The following is a 13,600-nucleotide window of genomic DNA, read 5'->3' as shown; positions in this document are numbered from 1 at the left end:
CAATGTCCTTCACCACCGCAACGTCCAAATCATGCAGATACAACCAATCGGAAACTTCGCCGGTTCTTCCAGAGCTGTGCAGTACAGAGCTACAATCCTTTGATTTAAGCATGGTGGTTGACTTTTGCTCGCCTTTAACGGGAATCATTGTTTTATCAATCCCGTTAAAGAGTCAAGAATTGTTTCTTTTGACAGAACCAATGAAGTAACGGTTTTAAACATCGGCAGTGTAGATTGCGCTATTTGCGCTCAGGTTTGAGTGGCCAGGAAAGTTACGCTGGCCCACGCCCTCTTAGGCTTCAACGTTACAGTTTTAGCCAGAAGCAGAAACCGAGCTGGAATTATCCTCAATCAATTGGATTCAGCCATTGCTCAATCCTCCTTTCCACCTTCTTGGCGGTCTACTTGCGGTGCTTGGCATCGAGAAAGTCGCGGAAATCAATTGAACCAATTCTCCTCCTGGACCAGAATGCCGACTGGTCCAATTTCCTGGGCGATGGACATCAGGCAAAGCGGCCTTTGCAGTCCAAACTTGTCTGGTTGTTCGTGTTCGCCTGGTGATCTCTAACATCGTCCGCGATCTGGGTTCCGGGCTCGTTAAAACTCATTGCGAGAAGGTAACGGCTGCAGCAACAGAGACAGCTGAGCGGAAAACTATCAGACATCAGTCCAAAACATGACAGCGCGCCAACAATCCGGGAGACATTCCAACATGATCTTGATGTGGTTTCAGCTTTAGAACGTCGCGTGCCGTGCCTAAATTGTTTGCCGCGGCACATCCGGCCCGGAGTTCAGCTCGGTTTCCGATGTCTTTCAGCGCCGCGCGGCGGCCCGCCAGCATCACACCCCCGTCAGGTATCAACCATTGAGCGGCTGATATCCGGTTTGGTGTGGCGCATCACCTTGGCGCCGGCGCAGGCATTGATCTGGCCGGTTGTCATGAAGACCCGTATAAAACGCCCTTCGAAATCTGCGACCGCGTGAAGCGTGATTTTCATGCCACCCTATTGTCGACCAGTCAGGCGTCCACGCCCCCTTTTGACCAGCAGTCTGGGCGTCGTACGATGTGCCTTCTGATAAGCTGGATCGATCGCGATTGTATCGTGGTCGGAACCCTCCGACGCTGACGCCTCCATGACCCGGGCAAAGACACCCATGTCCCGGCAGCACTTCCTTCGGTTCTACAAGGCCTCCTGCGGCCGACACTTTTTCGGTGCGGTGCACCAAAACACCCCATTGCGATTGATGAAGATTACCCAGCTCAGATCCCGACGGGTATCCACCGCTGGCGTGCCATGGATTTTTGGAAAGAACGGTCACAACCGGACCCGTTCTTCCCTGGTCAATCTGAAGAGATTGTTCATCACGCCGCCTGAAGTTCGGTAACCTGAATCGATACATTGCGAAGATTGCATCCAAATCAATGGGTCTGGAGCCTGCCGCGTTAATCCCGAGCGGATCTTGCAGGCCGGATTGAAAGGTGGGTTGACAAAAAACCTTTAAATTGCAAAAGTTGATTCTACCTCGAAAGCTTAAAGACATCTTGGATGAAGCGCTGCGAGGCGAGCCTTTTCCAGGAACGGCGGCGGTTGCTGTGACAGAGATCTGGCCTCAACCGGCCTCTGCATCTGAACCGGTGAGATCATCCGGCAACGGAGAGAATCAGCACCTTGCCGGGTGCCTGCAACGCTTTTTCATGACGCCCGTGACGGGCCTGAATGTATGTGATCCATGGCCGCGCAATGGCCCCATAAGGCGTCAGCCGCGTTTGCCACGCCTGTCGCTGAAACCAGACAGGCAGCACCCAGAGGAGGATTTCACACATGACAACCCCTGTACCCATCGGTCCCGAATTCCAGATCAATACACACAAGCAGAACAGTCAGTCTGACCCCTCTGTGACCGCCCTTGAGGATGGCGGCTTTGTTGTCACGTGGGCCTCCCACGGCCAGGACGGGAATGGCTTGGGGGTTTACGGCCAGCGCTATGCGGCCGATGGCAGCGCACAGGGTTCCGAATTCCAGATCAATACACACACGACAAATGGTCAGAAGAACCCCTCTGTGACCGCCCTTGAGGACGACGGCTTTGTTGTCACATGGGCCTCCCACGGCCAGGACGGGAACGGCTGGGGTGTATATGGCCAACGCTACGCTGCCAATGGCACCGCACAAGGCTCCGAATTCCAGGTCAATACAACCACGGTAGGCAGTCAAGCTTATTCCTTTGTGACAGGTCTGGCGGATGGCAGCTTTGTTGTCACGTGGCACTCAAACGGCCAGGACGGGCTTGGCTATGGCGTTTACGGCCAGCGTTACACGGCCGATGGCACCACGCAGGGTTCCGAGTTCCGGGTCAATACACATTTGACAAGCAATCAGACCAGACCCTCTGTGACCGCCCTTGAGGACGACGGCTTTGTTGTCACGTGGACCTCCCACGGCCAGGATGGGCGTGGCTGGGGTGTATACGGCCAGCGTTATAGTGCCAATGGCACCGCACAAGGCCGTGAATTCCAGGTCAATACACATACGACAAATGATCAGAGTTGGCCCTCTGTGACCGCCCTTGAGGACGGCGGCTTTGTTGTCACGTGGGAATCCTGGGGCCAGGATGGGAGTGGCTGGGGAATTTACGGCCAGCACTACACAGTCAACGGCACCGCACAGGGTTCCGAATTTCGGGTCAATACATTTAAGACAAGCTATCAAAGGGACCCCTCTGTGACTGCCCTGGCGGATGGCGGCTTTGTTGTCACGTGGGAATCCTTTGGCCAGGATGGGAACGGCTGGGGTGTATACGGCCAACGCTACGCGGCCAATGGCACCGCACAGGGTTCCGAATTCCGGGTCAATACACACTCGATAGACGCACAGTCAAACCCCTCTGTGACGGACCTTGAGGATGGTGACTTCGTTGTCACGTGGCAGTCCAACGGCCAGGACGGGAATGACTATGGCATTTACGGCCAGCGTTTTGCGGCACCGCTTGCCTCTGAGCTGGGAACGGAAGGCAATGACACCCTGAACGGGAATGAAGAGGCCAACCGTTTTTTTGGACTTGGCGGGGATGATACCCTCAATGGCCGTGGGGGCGACGACAGGCTTTATGGGGGTGCGGGCAACGACGTTTTGGAAGGGGGTGCGGGCAACGACACCCTTTATGGAGGCACGGGCAACGACACGGCGCGCTACTTGTCATCTGACAGAGGGGTCACAGTGAACCTGGCCACGGGCGAAGTGGCGGGGGGTCATGCCGCGGGCGATAAGCTGGTCGGTATCGAAAACCTCGAGGGCTCCGCCCATAATGACAGGCTGACCGGGGATGAAGAGGCCAACCGTCTTTCCGGACTTGGCGGAGATGATACGCTCAATGGCCGTGGGGGCAACGACAGGCTTTATGGGGGTGCGGGCAACGATGTGCTGGAAGGGGGTGCGGGCAACGACACCCTTTATGGGGGCACGGGCAAAGATACGGCGCGCTACACATCCTCTGACGCAGGGGTCACATTGAGCCTGGCTGACGGCGCAGGCATTGGCGGTCACGCCCGGGGCGATAGGCTGATCGGTATCGAAAACCTCGAAGGCTCCGCTCATGAGGATGTCCTGATCGGGGATGATGAAAACAATGTCTTATCCGGAGCCGGAGGTGACGATGTCCTCCGGGGTGGTGCAGGTGATGACATTCTCGAGGGCGGCGCGGGAGGGGACACCCTTCAGGGCGGAGACGGCAGCGACACGGCGCGCTACACATCCTCTGACGCAGGGGTCACCGTGAATCTGGCCACGGGTGCAGTGGCGGGTGGGCATGCCACCGACGACACCCTGCGCGATATCGAAAACCTCGAGGGCTCCGCCCATAATGACAGGCTGACCGGGGATGAAGAGGCCAACCGTCTTTCCGGACTGGGCGGGGATGATACCCTCACTGGCCGTGGGGGCAACGACAGGCTTTATGGCGGTGCGGGCAACGACGTGCTGGAAGGCGGTGCGGGCAACGACGTGTTGAACGGCGGCACGGGCAGTGATACCGCCGTTTATGGACGTTCGGACGCAAGGGTCAATGTGAACCTGGGCAATGGCAATGCGACCGGCGGCCACGCCGAGGGCGATACGCTGATCGGTATCGAAAATCTCGAGGGCTCGAGATATAATGACACGCTGATCGGGGATGGCAAAAACAATTCCTTATCCGGAGCAGGGGGGCACGACGTGCTTGAAGGGGGTGCAGGTGCCGATGACCTGGATGGCGGTGCTGGCAGGGATTGGGCGCGTTACACATCCTCTGGCGACGGGGTGGTGGTGAACCTGGGCACGGGGGCAGTGGCGGGCGGTCACGCCCGAGGCGATAGGCTAACGAGTATCGAAAACCTAATGGGCTCGAGACATGCCGACAGGCTGACCGGGGATGGGGAGGTCAATTTCCTGTTCGGGGCCGGAGGTGACGATACCCTCATCGGCGGCGGTGGAAATGATACCCTCGAGGGCGGCGCGGGGGCGGATATCCTTCAGGGCGGCACGGGCATTGATACCGCCGTCTACGTATACTCTGACGCGGGGGTCACAGTGAACCTGGACACGGACGAAGTGAGCGGCGGCCATGCCCGGGGCGATACGCTGACGGGTATCGAAAACCTGAACGGCTCGAGACATGCCGACAGGCTGACCGGGGATGCGGCAGACAATATCCTGTATGGGGGCGGAGGTAACGATACCCTCATCGGCGGCGATGGAGCGGATACCGTCGAGGGCGGTGCAGGGGCGGATATCCTTCAGGGCGGCACGGGTATTGATACCGCCGATTACGGACGCTCGGACGCAGGGGTCACAGTGAACCTGAACACGCGCGAAGTGAGCGGCGGCCATGCCCGGGGCGATACGCTGACGGGTATCGAAAATCTAAACGGTTCGAGACATAACGACAGGCTGACCGGGGATGCGGAAAACAACGTTTTATCCGGGGCACAGGGGGACGATATCCTGGCCGGTGGTGAAGGATCCGATATCCTGAATGGCGGTGCGGGCAATGACACCCTTTATGGCGGTGCGGACCGGGACGTTCTGAACGGTGGTGATGGTCACGACAGGCTCGAGGGCGGTGCGGGATTCGATGACCTGAATGGCGGTGCGGGCAACGACAGCCTTTATGGGGGTGCGGACCGGGACGATCTGAGCGGTGGCGATGGTCACGACAGGCTCGAAGGCGGTGCAGGTAACGACATCCTTGAGGGCGAGGCAGGCAATGACATCCTGTATGGCGGTACGGGCTTTGACTATCTCAGTGGCGGCCGTGGAAACGATATGTTGAGCGGTGGTGCAGGCGCGGATGTTTTCTTGTTCGGTATCTCCGATCAGGGCGACGACCGGATCACGGATTTTGCGGATGGCGCGGATAGGATCCAGTTTTCAAGCAGCAATTCAGGCAGCCTGTCGTTTGATGATCTGACCATCGAAGATGACGGGCAGAACACCACGGTGACGTGGCAAGGCGGCAGTATCACACTTGAAAACGTGCTATCGAGCCACATCACAGAGGATGACTTTCTGTTCCACTAACAGCAAAGAAGACGCGCGCAATGGTTTGGGCGTGGCTGAGACGCGGAGACCTCAATGTCACAGATTGGGGCGGGCTCGGCCTGTCGACCCGCTCCAACGAGTCCAGCCATCGCCTGGAAGTTCTGAGCCACGATGAAGACCGCCAATGTCACCGCCATGTTGGAGTTGGCTGAAGGCATCCCGATGCGATCACTCCACCATCGTTCAGAAACCAAGGCTGCTCAGCGACAACGGTTCGTCCGGTGTCGCGACCGAAAGATCCTGAAGATGGCAGAGGAGGTCAAGAAACAGACCATCCTGAAGCGACCTATGACGAACCAAAACGCTGCCGCCTGAACTGGACCAGAAATCAACGCGGAGCTTTCGATAACAGACGCCCGCGTCTGCGAAAAAACTCTGAAGACGCGCACCGGAGCGCCTAGTCGACAGCACCGCACACACCGGCATCCGCAAAATCTCTTTTTGTCCATACGCTGGCCACGTCGGTCTTGATCCGATCGTGGATGCGGTTTGGTATAGGCTAGTGCTGAAATGTCGAACATGTGCGAGGTTTACTGCGACTTTCAAACAGCTGAATTCAACGCGAACCCTACCCTGTGAAAACCGGAACCAACAGTGACAGCCCGTAACGCCGGTCACGCCCACTTTCGCAACCACGCAATCCGATCAGAGGCGTCACAGTGCCGGCGCCTGCTGGCTAATAGACTGCTACCGCAGCAGGCACCGCATAATCACATGCACACCAACATCGGCAGGTCGCCCGGCCGGTTGAAAGAACATCCGCCTCGCAGTCTTCAGAGAGCCAAGCCCATGTGAGCATCGCTGTGGGCTTGCCCTCTTTGGTCAGATAGAAGCGCCCCTGGTTGCGCCGGAGTGGCGGCAGGACTTCAACACTCAGATATGCATCCATGTCGAAGCCTTGGTGATACCCCGAGCGCGACAGGAGCTCGATTGCAAACCCGACGCAGACATATCGGTCGATCACCATACCTGTATCTCCTCCGCAAGCTGGTGGCCCGGTGCCCGCGCGCCGTGCCTGCGCTCAAGCAGATAATGCAGCTTGGCGTGCCCGCCGAACGGCGCAACAGCATGCAGGGTTAATGGTGGCTCCCTGTCCGGTGTCCCGCTCCACGTCGCATACCCCATGGGGGCACGGTCCCTGGACAGCCAAATCAGCACCGTCCCGTCCTTAAGATGCGTGGTGATATCCGTGAAATACTCTCGCAAGCCCAATCCGGCCTGAGACGAATTGGTCTCAAGATCGAGAAGCGCGGCGGCCCCGACGCTGCGGTAGTGCTTCAGGCACAGCGGCTCATCTTCCGGATCGGGCAAGCTGGGAAGGCTATTGTGGATCGCGTCGGTTTGCCTGGCCATTTCATCGACAGGAAGAAAGCGCATTGCCCGGGAGCCGCTTTCAAAGAGCACCGTCAGCGAAAACGCCTGTTGATCGAACAAATAGGCCGCGGTCAATCGCGCAAGGGGATAGTTCAGGTTATAGCGATAAGGCGTATCCAAATCCGCCAGCGCCGCCCACAGAAGGTCGAAATCCTCAACAAGGTAGCCCCCATTCTCGATCGACCAGACCCGGCACAAAGCACCAAAGAGATCCGGGGCCTGGGCTTGCAGGTATCTCAGCAGCAACAGCTCGCCTAAAAACGCACAGGTCTCGCGGGCAACGGGCGGCATCGGATCATGCCGGGACAGCGCGAGTTGCACGATATGCGCGCTTTCATGCGCGAGCGCTATCAAATCAGCAACCTGCCCGTTCCAGTTCAACGACACCACAGGCCGAAACTCCTCGCCCCGATCCACGGGAGAAGGCCGGCCATCCCGGTTCCGTGCGGATTGCTCAAACTGAACCCGGCTCAATAGCCCGGCTATGTCGTATCTGTGGCCGAACTCAGCCGTAAAGGCAGGCACGATGAACTGTTTCAGCCCGTCCTGCAAAGACCCAATCTCTGCCACGCGACGCTTGTCAGTCCCACAACCAGAAAACTGTTTCGGTACGTCACGCAGCGTCTCCGCAAAACAAGCAGACGCAATGTCCTTCACCACCGCAACGTCCAAATCATGCAGATACAACCAATCGGAAACAGTGCAGGCACTTGCCGTATCCGCCGGGCCCAAGCAGGGCTCCAGCCCGAACGTCCGGTTATCCCGGTCCTGGCTGACTGCGAAAACCTCACCAGGCTTCGGTCGGCGTGCCGCCTTACGAAAGGTTCGCACAGTCGAGAGCTGCCGTGAAAAACCAATCGCAAATGCCTGGCGGATTCTACGCCAGCGGAGCGCGCTTTTTCCTCTGCGACAGACTGTTCCTGTTAGGCTGGAGAATGAAAGAGTTTTGGGCATCAGAGGTCATCCGTCTTCCCCCTCAATTGTGTAATTTTCACATTCCAGAAATTTGAAAACCGCCTTGGAGGTTTTCAAACTCTGAAATAAGCCCATTCATACGCCTCGATATACGAAAAAGAGCGTCAAATCAACATATGCCAATGAAAACACGAGGAAAATTTCAATCGCGAGGGACTCGCGTGCACGTCTCTCCACACCAGATTGCGAGACCTCAGCGAATGCGCCCATGACTGAAGCATGATGGCACCGGAACAGCGACTGCAACGCAATTTTGAACCGAGTTTCGTTGGATTGGATGTATCGAAAGCTGAAACGTCGATTTGTGCATGCGGCCGGGTAAGTGGCACCGTATCTGCCGCGATAAAGTATCCGATCCCGAAGTGAACTGTCGGCGTTGCGCAATCACGTCGGTACCATCTATAGCGTTGTCCTCGAAACAGACCCAATGCGCGCTGGCTTCGGAGTGAGCCGTGGGATCGAGGCCCGACATTGGTGTGCGTCGATGCGTGTCAGGTTCGGGCCGCCCTCAGTCAACGGCACAACAGAACAAAAAACGGACGCCAGCAACATCTTCTCCTGCCTTTAAAAAGGGGATGACGTCAATCATAACAAGGCAGATGGCGCGTGCCGGATCGTTCTCCCCGATCCAGGCTGCCAGTTGGTCCGGGCACAAAACCGCCTGCCCCGGATCCACAGTATAGCTCGGCTCGCATATCTCGAACTTACCCACACCCAAACCGCACCTGGAGTTCCTCCACGGACTCAGCGCATCCCTGCCAATGCTGAATGACCTGCCTGCCGCAAGTGTATCCGTGTGATAACAATCCTGATCCGCTATTGGCTCCAATTGCAGCAAATGATGATCGCTATCTTTCTCCCATCGCGTTCTGGATCGTGCGCACGATTGGGGCGAAGAAATAGCCAATAATACGGCGGCGATCTGTGATTACATCTATCGTTGCCGTCATGCCAGGTCGCAGGTGGAGTTTTTGTCCCCCGGACAAAAGGAACAGGCGTTCGGGTGTCAATCGAACAACGTAACCCCACTCACCGTCCTTGTTTTCGGTAGAATCCGCCGCAATGACGGATACGGTCGCTTCAACAAATCCATATCGCTCCGACGGGTAGGCATCGAAACGTATATTTGCCTTCTGACCAACCCGCATGAAGCCCACGTCCTGATTGGAGAAACGCCCGATCAGTTCAATCCGAGCGTCGTCGGGAACAATGCGCATGAGTTCTGCACCATCCTGTGCGATGCCACCCACCGTAAATACCTTGAGCTGATCCACGATGCCGGTCACAGGGGCCTTGAGCGAAGTGGCGCTGACATGGCGCAAAGCCGCGCGTTCGTTCTCGATCAATACGGCAAGGCGCGCGTCGATTTCTGCTTTGCGCGCCAACAGCGACCTTTGCATCTGCGTGGTGAGGCTGTTGCGTTCGCTCGCAAGAACTGCTCGTTCAGCGATCTTCTTCTCAAGCTCCCCAACCTGAACCTCGCGTTCACGATCCAGTTCGGTGTGGGTCTGGAGTACATCGAGAAATGCCGAGCGGCTGATGGTGCCCTGCCTGAGCAGCTGTGTTGCGGCCGCCAGCCGTTGCCCCTGGATGTCAAGCGCAGCATCAATGCGGTTGATACCGGCACGCGTAACAGCCTCGGAACGGCGGCTTGCTTCCTCCCGTGCATCAATCCGTGCGAAAGATGCCCGCAAATCACCCAGCTCTGCCTTCAGCAACAAGCGTTGTTCGCCGGCATAGGGATGATCGCTCAAGGTCGGCGGAACCTGGAATAACCCTGCCACCTGATCATCTGAGTAAGCCTCATTCTCTAAAACACCCACCATGGCTTCCAGGCGCGCATTCTCAATACGCAGCCGTTCCAGCTCTGCGCGTATGGTGCCCAGTTCGGCAAAGGCGTCGATGGTATCAAATTCGAGCAGCGTCTGGCCCTCTTTCACGGACATGCCATTCCGAACGTAAATGGCCGTGATCCGCCCCGGGAACTCCGGCTGTACAACCTGCACACGGGTCAGCGGAACCACCCGCCCCTGCCCCCGCGCAACAACTTCGATCCTGAACACAAACGACATGACCAGAATGGCAACAAAGAAAGTCACGGTGGCCAGAATGGTGATGTGTAATGTCGGTGACGTCATGCGCATCGGATCAGAAACTTGCGTCATGCCAGCCTTTCAAAGTCAATGACCCGATCAGGGTTCTCGAATGTATCGGGACTATGCGTAATGATGATCAGGGTTGCTTCACATCTCAGCTTCTGAAGTTCTGTCGCCACTTTCCGTCGAGCGGCCAGATCAAGGGCGCTGGTCGGTTCGTCCAGAATAATGACTTTGGGCTTTTGCAGGAGTGTCCGTGCAATTGCGATGCGCTGCCGTTGCCCGCCTGACAAAGCGGAGCCGCGCTCGCCGACTGAAGTGTCCAGACCGTCCGGCATCTGGTTTACCAGCGTATCGGCCGCCGAAATACGTAACACCCGATCTATGTCACGATCAGTTGCCCGCGCGTTTCCAAGGATAAGGTTTTCGCGAAGTGTCCCTGAGAAGAGATATGGGTCTTGCGGAACGTAAGCGATTTGCGTTCTCACGTCATGTGGATCGAACTCTGATATGTCCAGACCTCCGAGCAATACGGACCCTGTATCCGGTTGTTCGATCCCGGAGGCCAACCTCCCAAAGGTGGACTTTCCGCTGCCGGACGGACCAACGACCAGCGTAAGCGTTTTCGGTTCTGCACGGAAAGATAATTCCTTCAGGATGGGTACAGATGGTGTGTAAGCAAACCCTACAACCTCAAATTCCAGGCACCCTGCAACATTGGGTGGCAGTTTGGGCAGAGCCTCAAAGGGCTCCATCGGTGTGTTCACCACATCACCGAGCCGTTGGCGGGAAACGCGGATGTTTTGCCAGCTTTCCCAAAGACCTGAGAAGTTTTCGATAGGGCCTGAAACCTTCTCGGCCAGAAGGTGAAACGCAATCAGCTCACCAAGGGTCATCTGACCGGAAAAAACTGCTTGAGCGCCAAAATAGATGATGCTGATTGTAACCGCCCGGTCCACAAGGAACAGAAGCTTGTCATTCCAGATACTCAGTAATCCGACGCGGTATCCAGCGTTCAATGTCGTATGGAGCGTTTGATCGAGCCGGTCCAGCATTTTACCTTCAGCACTGAGTGCCTTGACTGCTCCGATCCCGGAAATGTTCTCAACCATTTGGGCTTGATGAGCAGCCCCGGCGTCAAACTGCATACGCAGCCTGCGGCGCAGGAAGGGGCCAAATCCAATGTAGATTAAAACCTGAATTGGAAGTGCTGCCAAAACAATCAGCGTAAGTTGAGGAGACAGCAGTAAGAGGGCCGCGATGTAGATGAAGACAAAGACCAGATCCAGAAACACACCGGTTGTTGTTCCAACCAGAAACGCCCGTATTGTGTCAGTCTCGCCGATCCTTGCTAACGTTTCCCCGACGGACCACTTTCGGAAATATCCCAAAGGCAGCTTGAACAGATGATCGTAAATGCGTGCGCCTAACGCGCGGGTGACGCGGTTGGCCGTTAACATGCCCAGAAGTTCAGAGAGAACTTCAAAGATGAGCTGAAACAGGCCGACGGCCGCGAATATCACGACGACAATCAACAGCGAAGCCTCCCTCTGGAAAGGCAAAATCCGATCAATAATGACTTGAAATACGAACGGCTCAACCAGCCCAATCAGGCGCAGACAAATGGCCAGAAAAACCAGTTCAGCATAAAACGGGGTGAACTTCCAAAGCGTCTTGCCGAACCATGAGAGAGGGACTTCACCGGCTTCCTTGCCTTCCGTCACCGCCATTCTTCTTTGCTCAAACCTAACACCCCGAGAGCCACATCCATCACCTCGTGGGTCGGCATCCCGTTTTTCAGTTTTGGATTGTTCAACATCTCCAGCAACGCAAGATCATCGGATGTGAAAACATCGTGATGGCTTCGCACGTCCGGGCTGGCAATATATATGGTGTCAAACTCATAATGAGTTCCAAATACCGTTAAGTGCGCGGTGATGTCGGCAAAGAATGTCGTTGCATGTCCGATTTCTTCATACAAACACTGTTTTTTTAGCCGCCCCACAAGGTAGTCCGGATGGCTGTAATCTATGAGTATGACTGCAAATGGGTCAGGTTTGGTTCGGTCTGTTTCCCAATCAAAGAGATGCACACTACAATCAGAATAAGTTAAATTAGTTGCATCAACTTCAGCCAATGCAACCATTTCGTCAAAACTCCGGTAATCACTCAAACTGCTATCTACAATGCCCTTTAACAATGGCATCATGTCTGTCTTTGCACTGTCAAAAAACACCATTCGGATATCTGCTATATCCCGATTATCAGACAGTTCCGGAGCATTTTCATAATGAGCGCTTAAATCGTAAATGGCACCATCAATTAATGGTATTGCGTCAACCAAGATAGCTTCTGGTCCATCGACGTGCAATTTTGGCGGATGCTCCCATTTGAAAAAAGCCGTTCTTTTCACTTGTTGCATGTTGATTGGATAAGGCACACTTACATGGAGCCCAAACTGCATCCAAAGACTGGGCAGCTCGAGAGCTGCAGAGCCATTCGAGGATGTATCTTCTCCGGCTATTGCTGGTGAAAGCAATCCCAGGCATACGATCGCATGAATCCCGCAAAGAAATTTCATTCTCCGTCACTCCAACAGTTCCAATCCAGAAACTCTTTTGCGCTCACATCAGATTTTATGGCTGTTGTTGTAGTTCTAATTTCTTCTGACTTGGACTTAAAAATCTTAACGAAGTCTCGCATCCAATACAGGTCAATACTCTCCTCCCAAATGATAGCGAGCAACGCCAGGAAAGCTGCATCAAACTCGCAAAGTCCAATTGGACTTACCTCAAGAAAAAAAGGTGGATCCAGAATATCTTCTTCAACACTACCTGGCTGCATTGAAAGGGGCTCATCAACCAAAGAAGAATAGGCCTGTTCAACAAGAAAATCATTTCCGATAGTTATTGATTGATACAGTTCTTGATATACTAAAGGCTTTTCGATTGTCTTATTGCCTTCTCCAAAGTTTCGCAGTCCTACAACTGCCAAAAACTGGTACGCCTCTCTTTCGCTTTCTATGAAATGAACAAACCCGGCATCCGGGATTTCCTCGGTTAACTCCAACCTTCCATTGAAATAATCTGCAAACTGCAAAAGCTCACTATGCTTTGTCGTATACGAGACAACATAAATGTCTGTTTCTGACGGACATTGGGCCAGGTTATCCGATACCTCTATTTTCCCTACAACACGAAACCTCTGGTCCAGAAAACGAAGAAATGCCATAGCCGTTTCGATGGGACCTGATCCCGCAATCAGACAAAACTGCGGACGCCGCGCCCAGGAGGGAACAACTGGGTAAGACAGAGCTTCAAATTGCTGTGCAAAGCTTGATTCAAGAACTTTTGAAAATTCACTATTAAAGATACGCTGAGGATCAGGCGAAAATAATACAATGCATGTGCCGAAAATTGGTACGGCACACGCTCCAAAAATCGCGATTTTTTTGTGTTTAGCGTTCTTCATTAGACTGTGCAAAGAGAGCGATTGAAAAGTTCACGGTGTCAGACCAGTACTTTACCTTAACGTGTCAGGTTTTTGTCGCCTTCTGCTAATCAGATAGTCGAACAGCCT

10 protein-coding genes are annotated in these 13,600 nt (G+C 55.0%); 2 read left to right on the top strand and 8 right to left on the bottom strand.

The window, feature by feature from the left end; translation table 11 throughout:
• Positions 1-851: 851 nt before the first annotated feature.
• Both GOW92_RS23990 and GOW92_RS23985 read right to left on the bottom strand, forming a co-directional pair.
• Positions 852-998 carry a hypothetical protein gene (locus GOW92_RS23990; RefSeq protein ID WP_170566133.1) on the bottom strand — a complete coding sequence of 49 codons (147 nt, stop codon included), beginning with the start codon at positions 996-998 and terminating at the stop codon, positions 852-854.
• A 644-nt stretch (positions 999-1,642) separates the two neighbouring features.
• Entirely contained in the window at positions 1,643-1,825 is a 183-nt protein-coding gene (locus GOW92_RS23985) for a hypothetical protein (protein ID WP_170566130.1), read from the bottom strand.
• On the opposite strand from GOW92_RS23985, the gene GOW92_RS25245 reads away from it, so the two are divergent.
• Both GOW92_RS25245 and GOW92_RS23975 read left to right on the top strand, forming a co-directional pair.
• Complete coding sequence (locus GOW92_RS25245; protein WP_170566128.1) at positions 1,824-5,555, top strand: calcium-binding protein; 3,732 nt, start codon at positions 1,824-1,826, stop codon at positions 5,553-5,555. The two genes, GOW92_RS23985 and GOW92_RS25245, sit on opposite strands and share 2 nt — an antisense overlap.
• Before the next feature lie 132 nt (positions 5,556-5,687).
• Entirely contained in the window at positions 5,688-5,891 is a 204-nt protein-coding gene (locus tag GOW92_RS23975) for a hypothetical protein (protein ID WP_170566126.1), read from the top strand.
• A 361-nt stretch (positions 5,892-6,252) separates the two neighbouring features.
• Here GOW92_RS23975 and GOW92_RS23970 read toward each other — a convergent pair whose 3' ends face one another.
• From GOW92_RS23970 to GOW92_RS23945, 6 genes are all read right to left on the bottom strand, one after another.
• Complete coding sequence (locus GOW92_RS23970; RefSeq protein WP_170566123.1) at positions 6,253-6,543, bottom strand: toxin-activating lysine-acyltransferase; 291 nt, start codon at positions 6,541-6,543, stop codon at positions 6,253-6,255.
• The gene (locus GOW92_RS23965) at positions 6,537-7,781 is read right to left on the bottom strand and encodes a hypothetical protein (protein ID WP_170566120.1); all 1,245 of its coding nucleotides are present in this window, start codon (positions 7,779-7,781) and stop codon (positions 6,537-6,539) included. The genes GOW92_RS23970 and GOW92_RS23965 overlap by 7 nt, the downstream gene beginning before the upstream one ends.
• Positions 7,782-8,773: 992 nt before the next feature.
• Positions 8,774-10,090 (bottom strand): HlyD family type I secretion periplasmic adaptor subunit, encoded by a 1,317-nt coding sequence (locus GOW92_RS23960; RefSeq protein WP_170566117.1) that lies wholly within the window; start codon positions 10,088-10,090, stop codon positions 8,774-8,776.
• On the bottom strand, positions 10,087-11,751 hold the full coding sequence (locus GOW92_RS23955) for a peptidase domain-containing ABC transporter (protein ID WP_170566114.1): 1,665 nt from the start codon (positions 11,749-11,751) through the stop codon (positions 10,087-10,089). Before GOW92_RS23955 ends, GOW92_RS23960 begins: the two co-directional genes overlap by 4 nt.
• Complete coding sequence (locus GOW92_RS23950) at positions 11,742-12,602, bottom strand: hypothetical protein (RefSeq protein ID WP_170566111.1); 861 nt, start codon at positions 12,600-12,602, stop codon at positions 11,742-11,744. The genes GOW92_RS23955 and GOW92_RS23950 overlap by 10 nt, the downstream gene beginning before the upstream one ends.
• Positions 12,599-13,492, bottom strand: coding sequence for a hypothetical protein (locus GOW92_RS23945; RefSeq protein WP_170566109.1), 894 nt, complete (start codon positions 13,490-13,492; stop codon positions 12,599-12,601). The genes GOW92_RS23950 and GOW92_RS23945 overlap by 4 nt, the downstream gene beginning before the upstream one ends.
• Between the last annotated feature and the right edge of the window lie 108 nt (positions 13,493-13,600).

This window comes from Ruegeria atlantica, assembly GCF_013032505.1.
In the GTDB taxonomy this organism is placed as follows: domain Bacteria; phylum Pseudomonadota; class Alphaproteobacteria; order Rhodobacterales; family Rhodobacteraceae; genus Ruegeria; species Ruegeria atlantica_F.
The sequence above is the reverse complement of the archived record's forward strand: the minus strand, read 5'-3'. Positions and strand labels throughout refer to the sequence as shown.